Origin of the sequence: Caballeronia sp. EK, from assembly GCF_014384845.1 — a bacterium.
Classification (GTDB): Bacteria; Pseudomonadota; Gammaproteobacteria; order Burkholderiales; family Burkholderiaceae; genus Caballeronia; species Caballeronia jiangsuensis.
In genome coordinates this window covers 110,324-129,566 of sequence record NZ_JACSUE010000011.1, presented here as the reverse complement: position 1 = coordinate 129,566, position 19,243 = coordinate 110,324, and the positions used below count along the sequence as shown (strand labels likewise).

The 19,243-nt window shown below is 64.0% G+C and carries 17 protein-coding genes; 5 read left to right on the top strand and 12 right to left on the bottom strand.

The window, feature by feature from the left end:
• Complete coding sequence (locus tag IAG25_RS29440) at positions 1 to 1,335, bottom strand: glutamine synthetase family protein (RefSeq protein WP_035507325.1); 1,335 nt, start codon at positions 1,333 to 1,335, stop codon at positions 1 to 3.
• Positions 1,336 to 1,873: 538 nt separating this feature from the next.
• Between IAG25_RS29440 and IAG25_RS29435 the strand changes: the two genes are divergently transcribed.
• From IAG25_RS29435 to IAG25_RS29420, 4 genes are read left to right on the top strand one after another with little or no spacing between them, the layout of a single operon-like run.
• Positions 1,874 to 3,754, top strand: a complete 1,881-nt coding sequence (locus IAG25_RS29435; protein ID WP_187607977.1) for an ABC transporter permease — start codon at positions 1,874 to 1,876, stop codon at positions 3,752 to 3,754.
• A complete protein-coding gene (locus tag IAG25_RS29430; protein WP_187607976.1) occupies positions 3,751 to 4,524 on the top strand; it encodes an ABC transporter ATP-binding protein in 774 nt (257 codons plus the stop codon). The genes IAG25_RS29435 and IAG25_RS29430 overlap by 4 nt, the downstream gene beginning before the upstream one ends.
• The gene (locus IAG25_RS29425; RefSeq protein WP_187608064.1) at positions 4,515 to 5,228 is read left to right on the top strand and encodes an ABC transporter ATP-binding protein; all 714 of its coding nucleotides are present in this window, start codon (positions 4,515 to 4,517) and stop codon (positions 5,226 to 5,228) included. The genes IAG25_RS29430 and IAG25_RS29425 overlap by 10 nt, the downstream gene beginning before the upstream one ends.
• A gap of 34 nt (positions 5,229 to 5,262) precedes the next feature.
• Complete coding sequence (locus tag IAG25_RS29420; protein ID WP_187607975.1) at positions 5,263 to 6,453, top strand: ABC transporter substrate-binding protein; 1,191 nt, start codon at positions 5,263 to 5,265, stop codon at positions 6,451 to 6,453.
• A 4-nt stretch (positions 6,454 to 6,457) separates the two neighbouring features.
• On the opposite strand, the gene IAG25_RS29415 is transcribed toward IAG25_RS29420, so the two are convergent.
• The gene (locus IAG25_RS29415) at positions 6,458 to 7,030 is read right to left on the bottom strand and encodes a DNA-3-methyladenine glycosylase (protein ID WP_187608063.1); all 573 of its coding nucleotides are present in this window, start codon (positions 7,028 to 7,030) and stop codon (positions 6,458 to 6,460) included.
• Between the two features lie 662 nt (positions 7,031 to 7,692).
• On the opposite strand from IAG25_RS29415, the gene IAG25_RS29410 reads away from it, so the two are divergent.
• Positions 7,693 to 8,840, top strand: a protein-coding gene (locus IAG25_RS29410; RefSeq protein WP_187607974.1) for an IS3 family transposase whose coding sequence is annotated in 2 segments (ribosomal slippage) — positions 7,693 to 7,942 and positions 7,942 to 8,840 — 1,149 coding nt in all. Because the reading frame shifts where the segments join, the coding sequence is not laid out codon by codon here.
• 113 nt (positions 8,841 to 8,953) lie between these two features.
• Here the strand turns inward: IAG25_RS29410 and IAG25_RS29405 are convergent.
• Genes IAG25_RS29405 through IAG25_RS29360 form a run of 10 tightly spaced genes read right to left on the bottom strand, consistent with a single transcriptional unit; the run spans position 8,954 to position 19,234 of the window.
• On the bottom strand, positions 8,954 to 10,792 hold the full coding sequence (locus IAG25_RS29405) for a TadE/TadG family type IV pilus assembly protein (RefSeq protein WP_255504028.1): 1,839 nt from the start codon (positions 10,790 to 10,792) through the stop codon (positions 8,954 to 8,956).
• Between the two features lie 25 nt (positions 10,793 to 10,817).
• Positions 10,818 to 11,477, bottom strand: coding sequence for a TadE/TadG family type IV pilus assembly protein (locus tag IAG25_RS29400; protein ID WP_238213300.1), 660 nt, complete (start codon positions 11,475 to 11,477; stop codon positions 10,818 to 10,820).
• The gene (locus tag IAG25_RS29395) at positions 11,474 to 11,980 is read right to left on the bottom strand and encodes a TadE/TadG family type IV pilus assembly protein (protein ID WP_187607973.1); all 507 of its coding nucleotides are present in this window, start codon (positions 11,978 to 11,980) and stop codon (positions 11,474 to 11,476) included. Before IAG25_RS29395 ends, IAG25_RS29400 begins: the two co-directional genes overlap by 4 nt.
• On the bottom strand, positions 11,977 to 12,876 hold the full coding sequence (locus IAG25_RS29390) for a tetratricopeptide repeat protein (protein WP_187607972.1): 900 nt from the start codon (positions 12,874 to 12,876) through the stop codon (positions 11,977 to 11,979). The genes IAG25_RS29395 and IAG25_RS29390 overlap by 4 nt, the downstream gene beginning before the upstream one ends.
• Complete coding sequence (locus IAG25_RS29385; protein WP_187607971.1) at positions 12,873 to 13,832, bottom strand: type II secretion system F family protein; 960 nt, start codon at positions 13,830 to 13,832, stop codon at positions 12,873 to 12,875. The genes IAG25_RS29390 and IAG25_RS29385 overlap by 4 nt, the downstream gene beginning before the upstream one ends.
• The gene (locus tag IAG25_RS29380) at positions 13,829 to 14,803 is read right to left on the bottom strand and encodes a type II secretion system F family protein (RefSeq protein ID WP_187607970.1); all 975 of its coding nucleotides are present in this window, start codon (positions 14,801 to 14,803) and stop codon (positions 13,829 to 13,831) included. The genes IAG25_RS29385 and IAG25_RS29380 overlap by 4 nt, the downstream gene beginning before the upstream one ends.
• Positions 14,800 to 16,197, bottom strand: a complete 1,398-nt coding sequence (locus IAG25_RS29375; RefSeq protein ID WP_187607969.1) for a CpaF family protein — start codon at positions 16,195 to 16,197, stop codon at positions 14,800 to 14,802. The genes IAG25_RS29380 and IAG25_RS29375 overlap by 4 nt, the downstream gene beginning before the upstream one ends.
• Positions 16,197 to 17,414, bottom strand: a complete 1,218-nt coding sequence (locus IAG25_RS29370; RefSeq protein WP_187607968.1) for an AAA family ATPase — start codon at positions 17,412 to 17,414, stop codon at positions 16,197 to 16,199. The genes IAG25_RS29375 and IAG25_RS29370 overlap by 1 nt, the downstream gene beginning before the upstream one ends.
• Before the next feature lie 37 nt (positions 17,415 to 17,451).
• The gene (locus IAG25_RS29365) at positions 17,452 to 17,826 is read right to left on the bottom strand and encodes a CpaD family pilus assembly lipoprotein (RefSeq protein ID WP_187607967.1); all 375 of its coding nucleotides are present in this window, start codon (positions 17,824 to 17,826) and stop codon (positions 17,452 to 17,454) included.
• A gap of 7 nt (positions 17,827 to 17,833) precedes the next feature.
• Positions 17,834 to 19,234, bottom strand: coding sequence for a type II and III secretion system protein family protein (locus tag IAG25_RS29360; RefSeq protein WP_187608060.1), 1,401 nt, complete (start codon positions 19,232 to 19,234; stop codon positions 17,834 to 17,836).
• Positions 19,235 to 19,243 lie beyond the last annotated feature (9 nt).

The window sequence follows — 19,243 nt, the reverse complement described above, 5'->3', positions numbered from 1 at the left end:
TTAAACGTGCAGCAGAAGATGTTTGCGTTCCCACGAGCTGATCACGCGGAAGAACGCCTCGTATTCGGTTTCCTTCAGCGCGAGATAGGCGCGCACGAACTTCTCGCCGAACATGTCGGCAAGCGGCTCGCAGGCACCCATCAGCGTGAGACCTTCATCGAGATTGCGCGGCAACTGATACGGCTGGCGATAGCCATCGCTCGCGAGCGGCTCGGTCGGCTCCAGATGCTGCGTCATGCCGAGATAACCCGCGGCCAGCGTCGCCGCGATCGCGAGATAGGGATTGCAGTCCACGCCCGGTATGCGATTCTCGATGCGCCGCGCCTGCGGCGACGCATGCGGCACGCGAAAGCCCACGGTGCGGTTGTCGTAACCCCATTGCACGTTGATCGGCGCAGCCATGAAGCGCGATAGCCTGCGATACGAATTGATGTACGGCGCGAAGATCGGCATCAACGCGGGCGTATATTTCTGCAGGCCCGCAATGTAGCTATGGAACAGGCCCGTAGGTTCGCCGTCGCGATTCGTGAAGAGATTGCGGCCGGTCTCTTCATCGATGACGCTCTGATGAACGTGCATCGCCGAGCCCGGCTCGTTCTCCATCGGCTTCGCCATGAAGGTCGCGTACATCTTGTGACGCAGCGCCGCTTCGCGCACCGTGCGCTTGAAGAGAAACACGCGATCCGCGAGATTGAGCGCGTCGCCGTGCATGAAGTTGATTTCCATCTGCGCAGCGCCGACTTCGTGAATCAGCGTGTCCACTTCGAGCTCCTGCACCTCGCAATACTCGTAGATGTCTTCGAAGAGCGGATCGAACTCGTTCACTGCATCGATCGAATACGCCTGTCGTCCCGTTTCCGCGCGGCCGGTTCTGCCGACGGGCGGCTGCAAGGGCAGATCGGGATCGCGATTCATATCGACGAGAAAGAACTCCAGCTCGGGCCCGACGACAGGACGCCAGCCTTTCGCGGCGAACTTCTGCAGGACCTGTCTCAACACGCGTCGCGGTGAAATCGCGACGGGCGTGCCGTCGAAATGCACGCAATCGTGGATGACCTGCGCCGTGGGATCGGTGGCCCACGGAATCAGGCGGATCGTCGCGGGATCGGGGACGCACACCATGTCGGGATCGGTGACGCCGGTGAAGCTGCCATCGACGGGATAGTCGCCCGTGACCGTCTGGATCATCACGGCTTGCGGCAGGCGCATCGATTCGCCCGACTCGAACTTGCTGCGCGGAATGATCTTGCCGCGCGCGGTGCCCGCCATGTCGGGAATGATTGCTTCAACTTCGGTGATGTGATGTTTGCGAAGGAATTCGTCGATGCGTTCCATTTTCGTTCTCGTGTTTTAAAGGCGCGCATGCTTCCACGGCCTTCGCGATGCATCGAAGGCGCAAAGAAGAAAGGCGCGCGCATTCACGCGTGCGGACGCACGCGCGCGGACCAGTCAGTCAGGAAAGGGAAAACGGAAGAGGCGCTACGGCAGCAGCGAAGCCGCACCGACGCAATGCACGGCGATGAAAGCGCGCGCGGAAATGGCGTTGCGACGCCGCACGCAGCGGCGGGAGAGGACGGTCAGAACCGAATGGAAGCGGCGATCGGGAAGCTTGCCGCAGCGATCGGCGCAGGAGCCGCGGCTCCGACGTGCCAGAGGGCTTTGGACTCTCACGATAAGACTCGTTTGGCGAGTGGATTGGCAGAGCGATTGCGGATACCGACAATTGCCCTTCAATGAGCATATACAAGCCATAAACGCCGTCAATACGTTTTTTCCAGCGGCCGCGCGCCGTGGTCATTTCGGCGGGCAGGGAGCATGTTGCTCAATTCATCGATAATGTCGGCTCTTTCAGCCGATACCTTCACTGAGCCCGATGCTCGCCAACCTGCTCGTCCAACTCGTCAACGGCCTCGCCGACGCCTGCGCGCTCTTTCTCGTCGCGTCGGGTCTGTCGCTGATCTTCGGCGTCACGCGCATCGTGAACTTCGCGCATGGCTCGCTCTATATGCTCGGCGTGTATGTCGCGTATAGCCTCACGAGCCGCTTCGGCGAGAGCGTCGCGGGCTTCTGGGCGTCGATGATCGGCGCGGCGCTCGTCGTCGGCGCAATCGGTGCGGCGATCGAAGTGAGCGTGCTGAGGCGCATCTATCGCGCGCCCGAGCTGTTCCATCTGCTGGCGACGTTCGCGCTGGTCCTGATCATTCGCGATGCCGCGCTCTATGTGTGGGGACCGGAGGACTTGTTCGGCCCGCGTGCGCCGCATCTGGAAGGCGCCGTGCAGTTGCTCGGCCATGCGTTGCCCGCTTACGATCTCGCGTTGATCGTCATCGGGCCGCTCGTGCTGCTCGCGCTCTGGTATGCGCTCACGCGCACGCGCTGGGGCACGCTCGTGCGCGCGGCCAGCGCGGATCGTGAAATGCTCGGCGCGCTCGGCGTCAATCAGGCGTGGCTCTTCACCGGCGTGTTCTTCGTGGGTGCATTGCTCGCGGGGCTCGGCGGCGCGCTTCAGGTGCCGCGCATGTCGGCGAATCTGTCGCTGGATATCGAAACCATCGGCAATGCATTCGTTGTCGTCGTGGTGGGCGGCATGGGTTCGATTCCGGGCGCGTTCGTCGCGGCGCTGTTGATCGCGGAGATCAAGGCGATGTGCATCGGCATTGGGCATGTGTCGATCGCGGGGATCGACTTTTCCTTGTCGAAGTTCACGCTCGTCGCGGAGTTCGTCGTGATGGCCGTCGTGCTCGTGCTGCGTCCGTGGGGACTCTTCGGCCGCGCGCAGACGATCGCACGTTCCGCCGCGCCCGCCGACCGTCCTCTGCGGCCCGTCACGCGCAACATGAAGATCGCCGCGGCTGTCGCGGGAATCGCGCTTGCGCTCGCGCCGCTTGCCGCCGATGCGTTCCCGTACATGCCCGTGCTGTTCGTCGAGATCATGATCGCGGTGCTGTTCGCGGCAAGCCTGCACTTCATCATGGGGCCGGGCGGCATGCATTCGTTCGGCCACGCGGCTTACTTCGGGCTCGGCGCATACGGCGCGGCGTTGTTCCTCAAAGTATTCGCGCTGCCGATGGAAGCCGCGCTCGTGCTCGGTCCGCTCATCGCGGGCATCGGCGCGATCGTGTTCGGCTGGTTCTGCGTGCGCCTGTCGGGCGTCTATCTGGCGATGCTCACGCTCGCGTTCGCGCAGATCGTCTGGTCCGTCGTCTTTCAATGGGATGCCGTGACGGGCGGAAGCAACGGCATACTGGGTATCTGGCCGTCGCCGTGGCTTGCATCGCCTGTCGCGTTCTACTACCTCACGCTCGTGTTCGCGGTGATCGGCGTCTGGCTGCTGCGTCGCATGATCTTCTCGCCTCTGGGCCTCGCGATGCGCGCGGGTCGCGATTCGCCCTTGCGCGCCGAAGCGATCGGCATCGATGTCGCGCGCGTGCAATGGGCCGCGTTCGTCGTCGCCGCACTCGTATGCGGACTCGCGGGCTCGCTGTACGCGTTCTCGAAGGGCAACATATCGCCCGAAGCGATCAGCGTGGGCCGTTCCGTCGATGGCCTCGTGATGGTCCTGCTCGGCGGTATCCAGACGCTCGCCGGTCCTATCGTCGGCGCGAGCGTGTTCACGTGGTTGCAGGATACCGTCGCGCGTCAGACCGACTATTGGCAAGCGCTGCTCGGCGCCGCGATCCTCGTGCTCGTCATCGCGTTTCCGCAAGGCATCGCGGGCTTCGTGCGCGATCGCTTCTTCCGGGAGGCGCAATGACGCTGCTTTCGATCGCGCATCTGTCGAAATCATTCGATGGTGTGCAAGCCGTCGACGACGTGTCCTTCGACCTCGAACGAGGGCAGTTGCTCGCGCTAATCGGCCCGAACGGCGCGGGCAAATCGACGTGCTTCAACATGATCAACGGCCAGCTCAAACCGGGCGCGGGCGCGATCCGCTTTGACGGCCACGACATCGCGGGCATGCGTCCACGCGATATCTGGCGTCGCGGCGTGGGCCGCACGTTCCAGATCGCCGCGACCTTCAATTCGATGACCGTGCTCGAAAACGTGCAGATGGCGTTGCTCTCGCGCGAACGACGCATCTACAGTCTTTTCGGGCGCGCCGCGTCGTTCAGGGAAGATGAAGCGATGGCCTTGCTCGATCTCGTCGGCATGACGGCGCATGCGCGGCGCAGTTGCGCGGTACTCGCATACGGCGACGTGAAGCGTGTCGAACTGGCTATCGCGCTGGCGAATCATCCAAAGCTTTTATTGATGGACGAACCGACCGCGGGCATGGCGCCGCAGGAACGCAATGACCTGATGGCGCTCACCGCGCGTCTCGCGAAAGAGCGCAACATCGGCGTGCTGTTCACGGAGCACAGCATGGACGTGGTGTTCTCGCACGCGGACAAGCTCATCGTGCTTGCACGAGGACGCCTCATCGCACAGGGCGACGCCGAAGCCATCCGCAACGATGCACGCGTGCGCGAGGTCTATCTCGGCACGGGCGCATCGTTCGCGCCGCGCGCGGGAGCATCGACATGACGCTTCTTCAAGTCGAAGCGCTGAATGCGTTCTACGGCCGCGCGCAGATCCTGTTCGACGTTAGCTTCGAAGTCGGCCGCGGTGAAGTGGTCGCGTTGATGGGCCGCAACGGCGCGGGTAAATCCACGACGATGAAAGCGGTGATGGGACTCTTGCCGCGAACATCGGGCACTGTGTCGTTCATGGGCGAGAACATCGCGGGCATGGCGCCGTATCGCATCGCGCGCAGGGGTTTGGGTTACGTGCCGGAAGATCGCCGCGTGTTCGGCGATCTCACCGTGATGGAGAATCTCGACACGGGCCGCCAGCCGCCGCGCGAGAACGCGCCGTTATGGACGCCCGACAAGCTCTTTCGCGTATTCCCGAATCTCGGCGAAATGCGCGAGCGCCGCGCGAGCCGCATGAGTGGCGGCGAGCAGCAGATGCTCACCGTATCGCGCACATTGATGGGCAATCCGCGCCTCGTGCTGCTCGACGAGCCATCGGAAGGCGTCGCGCCGGTGATCGTCGAACAGATGGCCGATATGATTCTCGAACTGAAGCGCGAAGGACTCGCGATTCTTCTGTCGGAACAGAACCTGCACTTCGCGGAACTCGTCAGCGACCGCGTGTATGTGCTGGAGAAAGGCCAGATACGCCATGAAGGCGCGATGAACGCATTCGCACGCGACGATGCCGCGCGCCGCGAATTCCTTGGCGTATGAACGAATCGAATCCAAACAGAGAGGACAAAACCCGATGACGCCACTGCGCTTTACCATCGCCGCCATTGCGGCGGGTCTCGCATTCGCCGCGCACGCCGATACCATCAAGATCGGCGAGATCAATAGCTATAAGGCACAACCTGCATTTCTTCTGCCGTACAAGAACGGCTGGAATCTCGCGCTCGACGAGATCAACGCGGCGGGCGGCATCGATGGCCACAAGCTCGAAGTCGTCTCGCGCGACGACAACGGCAATCCCGGCGATACCGTTCGCGTCGCGCAGGAACTCGTCGCGCGCGAGCAGGTGAAGCTGTTGTTCGGCGGCTATCTGTCGAACACGGGCCTGGCGCTTGCGGACTATGCGAAGCAAAGGCGCATCTTCTTCCTGGCTGCCGAGCCGCTCACCGACAAGATAGTCTGGCAGGACGGCAACAAGTACACGTATCGTCTGCGGCCATCGACATACATGCAGGTCGCGATGCTCGTGCCCGAGGCCGCGAAGCTCAAGAAGAAGCGCTGGGCGCTCGTCTATCCGAACTACGAATATGGCCAGTCGGCGGTGGCCACGTTCAAGCGCTTGCTGAAGGCGGCGCAACCGGATGTCGAATTCGTCGCGGAGCAGGCGACGCCGCTCGGCAACGTCGATGCGGGCGCGGTGACGCAGGCGCTCGCCGATGCAAAGCCCGACGCCATCTTCAACGTGCTGTTCAGTGCCGACCTTGGCAAGTTCGTGCGCGAGGGCAACACGCGTGGCCTCTTCAAGGATCGGGCGGTCGTGTCGCTTCTGACGGGCGAGCCGGATTATCTCGATCCGCTCGGCAAGGAAGCGCCGGTCGGCTGGATCGTCACGGGTTATCCGTGGTATTCGATCGATACGCCGGCGAACAGGAAATTCGTCGCCGCCTATGAGGCGAAGTATCACGACTATCCGCGCCTGGGCTCGGTCGTCGGCTATACGGCGATGATGTCGATCGCCAACGGCCTGAAGAAAGCCGGTTCACCCGATGCCGACAAGCTCGCCGCCGCATTCAAGGGCTTGCCCGTCGATACGCCGTTCGGCCCGATCATCTACCGCAAGCAGGACAACCAATCGACGATGGGCGCGTATGTCGGCGTGACGGGCCAGAAGGACGGCAAGGGCGTGATGACGTCGTTCCGTTATGTCGATGGCGCGAGCGTGCAGCCATCGGATGAAGAAGTGAAGAAGCTGCGTCCGGCGGAATGACGCGTCACGCTTTGGGGAAGGGCTTGCTGACGAACTTCGAACCGGCAAGCCCGAAGCGCCAGGGCACGTCGATCGCCTTGGTGATGCCGATGCGCGGCCCGTGCACGATAGGGAAGTCTTCCTCGGGCGGCTCGATATGAAACGGCGCTTCGAGCAGCGACATGCCGTTGTTTCTGTGCGTGATGCCGAGCGCCTGGGCGGCGCGGCCCGGTCCGGAGCATAGGAGTCTGATCGGCTCCAGTCCACGACGCTCGCGCATCACGTCGATGCCGACGAGCGGTTCGATCGCGCGAATCAGCACACCGGCGCCGTGGCCGGCCTCGCGGCACACGAAGTTCAGGCACCAGTGGATGCCATAGGAGCGGTAGACATAGGCGTAGGCGGGCGGCCCGAACATGACCGCGTTGCGCGGCGTTGGTCCGGAGAAGCTATGCGAGGCGGGGTCCACGCGGTCATAGGCCTCCGTTTCGACGATACGGCCGCCGACACCGTCGACGGTCACGATCGCGCCGATGAGGCGTTGCGCGACGATCTCGGACGAGGCTTTGAAGTCGATGGGTTTGGGCTTCTTGTTCACAAGCGGTATTTTAGCTGCGGGTGAGGGTGGATTTGTTGTTGTTGCCGGATCCCGATTTCTTATTGGTTTATTAGCACTGCCCCTGTGCGGGGCGGCAGTTACTTTCTTTGCTGCTGCAAAGAAAGTAACCAAAGAAAGCAGCTTCTCACCGCCCGCGGTCACACGCAGTTTAGCCATGCTTGCCAGCCGCCGGTGGCCCTCGCCTAAGTATCGCCCTCACAGGCCCAGCCGGGCTTGGCTCGCGCACGGTCTGTCGCCTCGCACCACACAACAAACTGGTTCAGCACGAAATGGCTCCGGCCCGCTTCGCAGCCGATGGGTCAATCGAGTTCGCGTACGCTTCTTCTCCGACGGTTTCCCTCGCATACCCAACGGCAGCGCGTAGCGCTGTGCCGAAGCTCTTTCGTGCTGCACCAGCGCCCTAAAACAACTAGCTTGTCAGACCGTGCGCGGTCCAAGCCCCGCGAGACCTACGAGGGCACTCGCTACTGCCGGGCCATTAGGCCAATCGCCTGTGCCGCGGCCGGTGTGAAGTGCTTAGGCTGGGGAAAGCTGCTTTCTTTGGTTACTTTCTTTGCAGCAGCAAAGAAAGTGACTGTGTAGTGGTCTAGCAATCTTGGACACTTCGAAAGGTAGACTTTGATCGACCAGCGAGGTGTCAAATGGGCAGAAGAGAATTTTCAGAGGAATTCAAGCGCGAGGCAGTGGCGCTTGTGCTGGAGCAGGGCTACACGGTGACGAAGGCGGCGAAGGCGTTGGGCATTGGAGAGACGGCGTTGCGGCGCTGGATTGGCAATCGCCGGCCGGTTGCGGGTGCACCGGTGAGCGCAGCCGAGGGCGGCAGCGCTGAACAGCTAAGGATTCGAGCACTTGAGAAACGAGTGGCGGAGCTCGAACGGGAGCGCGACATTCTAAAAAAATCCACGGCCTTCTTTGTCAAGGAACTGGACCGCGATTCGAAGTGATCCGGCAGGCAGAGAAGGCATATCCGACAGCGACGCTGTGTCGTGTAGTCGGCGTGGCGCGCAGCACTTACTACGCATGGAAGGCACGGCAGGGCAAGGCACGTCCGGTACGTACGGGGCTGGTGCGCGAGGTGCAGGCGATTCATGCGCAGATGCGGCAAAGCTATGGCAGTCGGCGCATATCGCAGGAAATGAAGCGTCGGGGCCATGCGGTGGGACGCGAGCGTGCGCGTCGCCTCATGCGCGAAGGCGGTGTGCAGGCGCGGGTACGTCGCACGCATCGTTATGTGAAGCGCACGCAAGCATCGGCGATTGCGCAAAACCGGCTCGATCGGGCATTCACCGTGACGGTTCCAAACCGGTTCTGGGCGGGCGACGTGACGTATATCTGGACGCAGCAGGGCTGGATGTATCTGGCTGTGGTGATCGATCTGTACTCCCGGCGTGTAGTCGGCTGGGCGACCTCGGGTTCCTGTGACACGTTCTTGGTGATTGGCGCGTTACAGGTCGCACTTCAAACGCGGCGTACCGAACCGGGATTGATGTTCCACTCGGACCAAGGAAGCAACTATGCGAGTTTGACGTTCCAGCAGTTTCTTAAGGAGCACGAGATCGTGCAGAGCATGAGCCGCAGAGGAAACTGTTGGGACAACGCCGTCGTCGAGCGCTTCTTCTGTACGCTCAAAGGAGAATGCATCGGCGAGCACGCATACCGTGATCACGCCGAGGCTCGCGCCGATGTGCTGACTTACATCTTGATGTACTACAACCAGGAACGCTTGCACTCGGCCGCGCGTCACATGCCGCCGGCCGAGTTCGAGGATTTAAAGGTGGAAACTGCGTAATCGGTGTCCAAGAATACTGAACCACTACACTGCCGCCCCGCACAGGGGCAGTGCAAATAGACCGACACGAAACCGGGATCCGGCGAAAAGAAGAAGCCCCAAGCGCCAGCGTGTCACTTAGTAAGCCGCAACACCCCCAAATTCCCAGCGATCTGCTGAAAGATATTATCGAGCGTGGTGTTATCGGGCGCGTGATAATAGTTACCCGGACTCGCGCAGTTCTGCATGGTGGTCTGCGCAGTCGAGCTCGATGCCGATGCGCCGAACGTGATCGAATAGATCGTGATACCCGCCGCCTTGATCGCCGAGCAGATCGCCAACTGGTAGGTGTTGGCATCGTCCGGGTAGCCCGCATTGTTGCCGCTCGAAGTGTCGATGGGACTGCCGCCATGCAGCTCCGACGAGTCCGTGAGCCCGTCCGTCATCTTGTTGCCATTGGCCCGGATCACCGTCGGCGCCGACAGGCTGTTGTTCCCCACGCCCGACAGGCCGTTGAAATACAGCGTGTTGGGAATGGAGCCCGCCGCGCCGATCTGATTCAGGCCATCGGTGAGCACGATCATCACGCGTTGCAGGTTCTGCACGGAGCCATCGGTGGGCTTGGGCAGGCTCGGGTCGGTTGAAGGCCAGCCGTTCTTCGTGCCCGCGAGGTTCTGCGACCACGTCGGCTCCAGCATGCGCCAGCCCCACAGGAGACCGACCGGAATGATCGTCGAGCCCGATGGCGTCATCTTGTTGACGGCCGTGGTGAGCGTGGTGGCGTTCTGCGAGAGGAAGGTCATCGAAGTGGCGAGGCAGCCCGAATTCTGCGTCAGGTTCTGCCCCGTCGTGTTGGTCTCGTCGAACTGGGTGCCGATGCCGGTGCCCGTGCCGCCGCTCGGGCTATTGCACTTGTTCGCCGAGCCCGACGAGCCGATGGTGAACGGCACGTTCGACACGGTCGACGACGAACTGCCCGACGTATTGCACGAGTTATACCGGCTCGACGAGCTATACGTGACCACCTTCAGCTTGCTCGGCGGCACGTTGTAGTAGTAGCGCTGGAACTTGCGCGGGTCGCCCGGCGAGTAGGCTTCGGGCGAGAGATTGTTGTTGGTGCGCGGCTCGATCACGCAGCCGCTCCACGCGCCCGTCGTCACGTTGCTGGTGTTGTAGGTCGGCAGCGTCGCGCTGAGCCAGCTTCCGCCGGATGGCAGCGCGCCCGTCGTGTTGACGGTGCTCGCGAACGGCACCAGCCCGATGAAGTTCTTGCTCGCGGAGGTGCTTCCGCTCGGCAGCAGATCGCCGATCAGCGAGTTGGCCGCGGCCTGCAGGCCGCTCATCTTGGTCGGACCGGACACGCCGTTCGCGGGGTCTTTCATCGAACCCGTATTGTCGAGCACCATCACGAGTTCGAGCGTGCTCTGCGGCAGCCGCAGGGCGGTGTTGTTCGCCGATACCGTCGACGTATCCGGCGATGTCCCGCCGCCGCCAGAGCCCGTGCCGGAGCCGCTACCCGATGTGTTGCTGAAAACCTTCGGCGCGAGCAGGGGCAGCGATCCCGACGCCGACAGATGAATGGTCTGCCCGGTGGCGGGTGCGCCCGATACGCTCGCACTGAAGCTCGCGTCAGGCATGGCGAAGCCCAGCACGCCGGAAGGACTGTTGGCGTCGTAGTACGCGCGCGCGTCCTTCTGCCAGTTCGCGAGGCTGGTGCCGGTCGGCGTGTTGCCGTAGCGCTGGAGATCGACGCCCGCCGACAAAGTGGCGGCATCGAGCGCCATCTGCATGCGGCCCTGCGTCATCACATAGTCGATCGAGTCCAGCGACACGCACATGGACCCGATCATGATGCTCGCGCACATCGCGAACATCATCGCGACGCTGCCCTCTGCGCTTTTCGGCAGCCGGCTGCATGAGCGGAGCGTCGACGAAATCGTCATGAATCTGAACCCTTTCCGTTTGATTTCCATGTGGGCGTCCGTGATCCCGCGAGCGTCAGTAGAACGCTCTCGGCGCACGCGGCCGCACATACACGCGGCGGTACACGGTCTGCTGACCCGGCAGCCCCGAGATCAAATTGGAGGTCATGGTGAACGGGTTGTACGACAGAAATACTTCCACGATGATCGCCGAATCCCCCGTGCGAAAAGGCCACGAAGCGGGCAACGGACTCGTGCTCGAAATCTTCGACGCCATGCCGGTACTCTTGCTGTTGGTCCATGAAGTCGGAGACGCCGTCCAGCGAATCTTCGGGGTGACCGCCGTCATGGAGTTATCCATGTCCTTGCATTTGCTGCTGGAATCCGGATCGCACAGGAAGGTCACGTACACCATGCCGTTCGCCTGCAACTGATACGGTGCGGCGAGCAGCGCGGCGTCCCGCCACAGCGACGCATAGCTGTTCGCATCGGTGGTGTCGTTGTTGTCGGCGATGATCGAAGTCATCTGACCGATGGTATTGGCGAGCGTGAAGGCCGTGCGATCGACGGCGCTGACCGCGCGCATGTACATGTAGACCTCGGTGAAGCCGAGCAGCACGATCATCATCATCGGCACGATGAGGACGAACTCGATGGACACGCTGCCGCGATCCGAGCGCAGCATGCGGTTGAGCTTTGCGCAGATCGATCGCACCGTTTCGCTGTTCGTCATCATTTTTCGTTCTGCACGATGAAATTACGCTCGAAGGTCAGCTCGTTGACGCCGAACAGCTTCGGGATGCCGGTGATGCCGGGCATCTTGAGCTGGATGTTGTAGGCGACGACATCGCCGTATCCGCCCATGTCCTGTGTCGGCGTGTAGGTCGAGCTGGCCACATTGCCGTAGCCGTAGTTGCCGTAGTTCAGTTCGGTGACCGTGATGGTCCCGCTGACGTTTTTCCATCCGCCGAGGATCGACTGGACGATCGTCTGCGCCTCCTGCACCCGGCTGCCCGTGCTCGGCGCGGTCGTCGTCAGGCCCACGCGCGACGCCGCCTGCGCAGCGGCCTGCACCGATGCATCGGCGATCATCTCCAGCGCGATCTCGACCGTGCCGAGGAAGAGGATGATCGCGAAGACCGCGACGAACGCGAATTCGATCGACGCGATGCCGCGCTCGTCGCGCAGGATTCGCGTGGCGACGGCTGGCAGTCGGAGGCGGCGCGCGGAGGCTTTCATTTGAGGCGCGTCGTCTGCACCAGGGCGGTCGGAATCGCGGACGGCGCAGCGGGCTGCGCGGACGAAACGGCCGCTGCCGGTGTCGTGCGCCGGGACATCAGCTCGCGCTGAATGTCGTAGTAACGGAGATTGTCTTCGACCGATGCCTTCGGCAGATCGCGCGACAGGATTTCGGCGGCCGCCTCGCGGTTGCCGAGCAGTCCGTAGGCGAGGGCGAGATCCTGGCGCGCCTGCGGCGGCGCGGCGGGAAAGCGCGTCACGTCGAGCAGCACGTTCGCGCCTTCGCGCGGATCGCCGGAGAGCGTCAGCGACAATCCGAGATTCACGGAGAGCAGCGGATCGCCAACATTCTTCCTGAGCGCCTGGCGTAGCACGGCCTGCGCGCCCTTGTGATCGCCGTTCATGTCGAGCGCGGCGCCGAGTCCGGCCGAGGCGAGCGGATCGTCGGGTATCAGCGCGAGCAGACGCCGGTAGGTTGCGATGGCGTCATCGAAGCGGCGCTGGCGCATCGCGACGCGCGCGAGTCCGATGAGCGGCGCGGTCGCGCTCGCGTCGGTCTTGCTGGCGCGCGCGTAGTAGACGCCCGCGCGCGTGAAGTCGCCGACGGCGTAGAGCGTGTTGCCGAGTCCCGTCAGGCCCGCGACCGAGTGCGGGTCGGCCTGCACGGCTTTTTCGTAGAGCGAGGTGGCGAGTTCGACATTGCCCGAATCGAGCGCCGTGTCGGCGATGCGCAGCTCGCTCATGGTGCTCGGCGCGGAATTGCGCATGACAGGGCGGCTGTCGACGCTCTGGCGGGTGGTCGTCGTGCATGCGCCGAGTGCGACCACGAGCGTCGCACAACAGGCCGCGAGGCCGAGACGGCGCATGCCGGGAAGTGGGATCTGTGTGGTCTTCATTTTTTTGCAAAGACGCTGATGAGTTGAATGACGGCCGGCCCGGCGGCGATCAGCATCACCGCGGGAAGAATGAAAAGCATCATCGGCACGGCCATCTTGGGTGCGAGCTTGGCCGCCTTTTCTTCGAGCGACACGATGTGCGCAAGCCGTTCGGTGTGCGACAGCGTGCGCAGCGCCTGCGTGATCGGCGTGCCGTAGCGCATCGATTGCGTGAGCGTGGCGATCAGCGCGCGGATCGACGGCAGGTCAATGCGCTCGGCGAGCGCCTGTAGCGCGCGCGTGCTGTCGCCGGACAGCTTCAGTTCGTCGGCGGTCAGCGAGAACTCGCCGGAAAGCGGCGGGCAGATGGTCTTCAGTTCGTCGGCCACGCGCCGGATCGACACGCCGAGGCTGTTGCCCGCGTTCGTGCAGATGACGAGCAGATCGAGCGCATCGGGCAGGCACGACGCCATGGCCTTGCGCCGCCGCGCCGCGAAGAACGCGAGCACGTATTCCGGCAGGATCATGCCGACCACGAAGACCAGCAGCATCATGGCGCCGCGCACCGCCGGGTAGCCGCCGACCATGGGAATGTGCGAGCCGAGCATCACCGCGAACGCGGCGCAGATGAGGCCGACGACGAACTTGATCGCGAGCAGCACGGATACCGCCGACTGGCTGCGATAACCACTGCGGACCATCTGTGTGCGCAGCTTCGCGCGGTATTTGGCATCGAAGAGCGGCAACCGGTCGCCCAGGCGCGCGAGACGGTGCGTGAAGCGCGCCATGGAGCCTTCGTCGTCGTCTTCTTCGGCGAGCGCGCTTTCATTGCGCTGCACGACGGCGGCCTGCCGGGTGCGCTCGGCGATGCGTCCGCGGACCCCGCCGTGTTTGGTCGCCCACCAGATGAAGATCGCGACGACGAGCGCAAGCAGCATCAGCAGGTTGATGAGTGTTTCGATGTTGTCCTGACTCATCGCGCGGTATCCAGTTTCGACATCTTGTGAACGATGAACAGTCCCATCGCGAGCGAAACCGCGGCGCAGGTCAGCACTTTCTGTCCGCCCGACGTGTTGAACAGCACCATCAGATACGCGCGGTTGAGCATGAACATGCTGCCCAGAATGAAGAAGGGCACCGACGCGAGAATCTTGGTCGTGATGCGCGCCTCGCCCGTGAGGGCCTTGGTTTTCTGACGGATCTCGCGGCGCCTGCGCACGATGCCCGCGAGATTTTCCAGCGTCTCGCCGAGCTGCCCGCCGGTCTCGCGCTGCAGCAGCAGGCACACGCAGAAGAAGGAGAAATCCGCGATGCCGATGCGCGTGACCGCGGTGGCGAGCACCTCTTCCAGATCGAGACCCACCTTGAGCCCGTCGCCCATCAACTGGAATTCGCTCTTGAGCGGCTCGGCGCATTCGGCTGACGCGACGCCCATCACGTGCGTCACCGGGACGCCTGCGCGCACGGCGCGCACGATCAGGTCGATGAGATCGGGAAAGCCATCCAGAAAGCGGCGCTTGAAACGTTCGACGAGAAACCGGTACGCCTGCATGGCGCCGAGCACCGGCAGGCCGACGAGGAGCGCCGGCGTCGCGAACGCGGGCAGCGGCAGCAGCTTCGACATCGCGAGCGCGAGGACTTCGGCGAGCACCGCCGTGATGATCACCGCGCGCAGCCCGCTTGCGCCGGCCACCGTCTTGAGGCGGGCGATCTTCGGCGCGAACCAGCGGCTGAAGATGTTGTCGTTGCGGCTGAAGGTGAAGAGGTCGGAGTCTTCATGACGCGTCTCGCGCCCAACCGAACCGGCCGCGGGAAAGGCGGCCTGCACGCGCGCCTGGATGCGCGCGTCGGGGCGCTGGCGGCGCATGTCCTGCACCACGAGCAGCATGACGCCGAGCAGCAGGGCGACTGCGAAGGTGCCGAACGTGATGAGGTCGACGTTGCTCATGGCCGCATCGCCTCCAGCAGCGCATCTTCGAGACCGTAATACGCGGCGCGCGCGGCGAAGGCCGGCCGCACGGCGCCCGTCTCGAACACGCCTTTCACTTCCTCGCTATAGGCGCTCGCGTCGTAGCGGAACGTGAACAGATCCTGCGTGATGATGACTTCGCCTTCCATGCCCACCAGTTCGGTGATGCGCGTGACGCGCCGCATGCCGTCGCGCATGCGCTCGATCTGCACGATCATGTGCACCGCGCTCGCGATCTGCCGGCGGATCGACAGGAGCGGCAGATTGCCGTTCGCCATCATCACCATCGACTCCAGACGCGTGATGCCGTCGCGCGGCGTGTTCGCGTGGATGGTGGTCATCGAGCCGTCGTGGCCCGTGTTCATCGCCTGCAGCACGTCGAAGGCTTCGGAGCCGCGCGTTTCGCCGAGAATGATGCGGTCCGGGCGCATCCGCAGCGCGTTGCGCACGAGATCGCGCTGCGTGACGGCGCCGAGCCCTTCGGCATTCTCGGGGCGCGTTTCCAGGCTGACGACGTGCGGCTGCACGAGCTGCAACTCGGCCGCATCCTCGATCGTCACGGTGCGCTCGCCGTGCCCGATGAAGTGCGACAGCGCATTGAGCAGCGTCGTCTTGCCCGAGCCCGTGCCGCCCGAGACGATCACGTTCAGCCGGCACGTGCTCGCGAGCTTGAGCACGGTGGCCATCGCGCCCGACATGTTGCCCTGCTGCGACATGCGATGCAGCGTGATGTTGCGCTTCGAGAATTTACGAATCGAGATCGATGCGCCGTGAATCGCGAGCGGCGGCAGCACGACGTTCACGCGGCTGCCGTCGGCGAGACGCGCATCGACCATCGGACTGCTTTCGTCGACACGCCGCCCGACGCCCGCCGCGATACGCTGCGCGACGTTGGTCACGTGCGTGTTGTCGCGGAACTTGCAGTTGGTGAGCTCGAGCCGGCCGTGGCGCTCGACCCATACCTGATCGGGTCCGTTGACGAGCACGTCGGTGATGGTGTCGTCGGCGAGGAGCGGTTCGATCGGACCGAGCCCGAACATGTCGTTCAGCAACTCGCCGACGATCTGCCCCTGCTCCGCGAGCGTGATGTTCAGCCGCTCGCGCTCCGCCACGTCGAGCACGAGCTGCTCGACGCCCGGCTTCATCTGCTCGCGTGTCTTGCCGACGGCGGCCGAGGCGTTCATCGCCGCGAACACGCCGTTGCGGATCACCCGGAAGAGGTCCGAGCGTACCAGCACTTCACCGCCTTCCGACGCGTGCGGGCGCGCGAGCGGCGCGACCGGAGGCGGCGCCTCGGCGACCTGCGCGGCTTCGGCGCTGGGCGGCGCGTCCGGATCGGGCTCGGGGCGGGGAACCTGCTTCTGTCCGAACATCAGCCTCTCCTGAGCCGGAGCTTCTGGAAGAACGAGCGCTCGGCGTTCATCTGCTGACCGGTGAGGTCACCGCCGATGCGCGTGATCATCTGATTGAAGCCGTTCGCCCCTTTTTCCCGGGGCGCTTCGCCGAGGTTCTCGGCGGTCGCGAGCGACTTCGCCTCGAACGGAATTTCGTACAGCACGTTGCGGCCGATCGCCGTCATGAAGTCGTTCGCCTGCACCTTGCCGCTCGTCACGGCGTTCGGGTTGTTCAGCAGCAGCGAGGTCGGCGGATTGTTGTCGCGGTCTTCGATATGGCGCAGGAGGCGGATCGTCTCGCGCGTCGAATGCACCGAGCGGTCCGCGACCACATAGACGCGCGCGGCGTGATCGAAGGCTTCCTGCGCGAGCGGGTCCGTCACCGTGCCGATGTCCAGGATCACGTAGTGGAAGCTGTCGCACAGAAGTTCGAGCACGCGCGGCAATGCGCCCGGGCCGAACGGACGCGCGGCGCCGTAGTCGTGTTCCGCCGACAGCATGTAGAGCCGGGTGCCCTTGGCGACGAGCGTGCGCTCCACGTATTGCGGATCGAGGCGATGCACGTTCTGCAGCACGTCGATGAGCCCGTTGTTGCTCTGCAGACCGAGCATGGAGTTGGCCGCGCCGCCGTACAGGTTCAGATCGACATAGGCGACGCGCCGGTGCGTGTCTTCCGACAGATGGCGGGCGACGTTGAGCGCGAGCGTGGTCACCCCGACGCCGCCGCGCGAGCCCGTGAAGGCAATCGTCTTGCCGGCGCGCGCGAGCATCACCGGGCTCACCTTGCCCTCGGAGACATTGACCGTGCGCTTGAGCAGTTCGACCGTGATCGGCTTGACGAGGTAATCGCGCACGCCGATCTTGAGCAGGCTGCGGAACAGGCCGACGTCGTTGCGCTCGCCGAGCGCCACCACCTGCACCGACGGCTCGCACACTTCGGCGAGGCGGCCGAGGTCGGACAGCGGCATCACCGAGTCCTGCAGATCGACCAGCAGGAAGAGCGGCGAGCGGTCGACGCGGGCGAGATACGCGATCGCGTCGTCGACGTTGCCCACGACGATATGCGCGTGCGGCATCGCCTGTTCGAGCACGAAGCTCTTCACGATCTGCTCGGTCTTGCGATCGGACACGAAGGCGATGAAATCCGCGTTGCGCGTGCCGGACTTGGTCTTCGAGAAGGAGAACTCTGTGCTCATGGCTGGCCTTGTGTGCTTCTGGCTGTAGTGCGTCGCATCACTTGCTGTCGCGCGAGGTCGATTTGTCGAGCGGGATCACGCGGCCGGTTTCGTAGCGCCGTACTGCGCTCGCCGCCACCGCCGCGTTCGCCGGCCCGAGCGTCTGCGGATGCACGGCGTCTTCCGGGCGCGCGAGCTGGGCGGCCAGATTCGTATAAGTCGCGCAGCCCCATTGCATGCTCGGGCGGCGGATGCCGGCGTCCGTCAGCAGCGATGGCCGGGCGAGGCTGTCGCAATCGGGCGGCACGGCCGAAGCGCCGTCGTAGCCGATCACCGTTTCGTTCGGCATGTTGCGCGGCGGCTTGAAGCAGCCGGCGGCGACGACGGCGAACGTGCCGGCGAGAAGAAGCGAAAGCAGTCGTGTGTGTTTCATGACGGGCTCAATAGACGTAGCCGGCCGCGCCGACGAGACGCGGTTGTCCGGCCTGTGCCGGCGCTCCGCCGTTCTGGCGCCGGAAGCTGTATTCGACATCGCTCGACGGCGAGATCAGCGAATCGAGCGGCGTGCGCAGTTTCGACGGATCGGTCGGCTCGACGAGATACGGCGTGACCATGATCACGAGCTCGGTCTTGTTGTTCTGGTAGTTCGTCGACGAGAACAGCTTGCCGAGCACGGGAATCGAGCCGAGGCCCGGCACCTGCGAAACGACGTCGCTGGTATTGCTCTGCAGCAGCCCGCCGATCGCGAAACTCTGGCCGCTCGCGAGCTCGACGGTCGTATCCGCGCGGCGAACGGAAAGGCCCGGCACGGTGACGCCGCCGGTGGTCACGCTCGCGGTCGTGTCGATCTGGCTGACTTCCGGGCGCACCTTCAGGCTGATGCGCCGGTCCGTGAGCACGGTCGGCGTGAAATCGAGCTTGACGCCGAACTGCTTGAACTCGACGGTGATCGCGCCGTTGGTCTGCGAGACGGGAATCGGGAACTCGCCGCCCGCGAGAAAGCTCGCCGTCTGGCCCGACAGCGCGACGAGATTCGGCTCCGCGAGCACCGTCAGCAGGCCTTCCTGATTCAGCGCGTCGACGAGCGCGCGGATGTCCACGTTGTTCGTCTTGAAAGCGCCGAGAATCGAGTAGGCGTTGTTGGTCGGCAGATTGACCGGATAGCTCACGGCGCCGTTGGCGCCGGTGATCGGCTGGCTCAGGTTGTAGATCGGACGGCCGCTGAAGATGCCGCCGTAGAAGTTGCCGACCGCGTTGCCCATCGCCTGCCAGTTGATGCCGAGCTGTTGCGTGATGTTGCGATCCACTTCGGTGATGCGCACGCGCAACTGCACCTGCAGCGGGCGGTCGATCGTCATGCGGTTGACGAGCACTTCCTTCTCGGCGAGAAAGGGCGTCACCGCCTGAACGATGGCGTCGGCATCCGCCGAGTTCGACGCCTGCCCGCTCAGCATCAGCGAGCCCTGTCCCGTCGCGACCTGCACGTTCGTGTTCGGAAAGCGCGCGGCGAGCATGGCGCGCAAGGTGATCATGTCGCGCGAGACGACGATCGTGCGCTGCACGAGCGGCCGGTTGTTGGCGCCGAGCACATAGAGCGTCGTCGTGCCGGTTTTCTTGCCGAGCACGAACACCGCCTTGGGCGACGGCACATGCACGTCGGCCACGGCCGGATCGGCGACGAAGACCGACACAACGTTTTCATTCAGTTGCAACATCGTGCCCTTGCCTGCGTCGAGTACGAGCGCGCCTTGCGCGCTGGCCGGCGCCATCGCGTCCGTCATGCCGGGGCGCGCCACGTTCGCCGTGCGCGCGGGCGAGGCCGCGCCGGCGTAGGGTGGCATCTTGGCCGG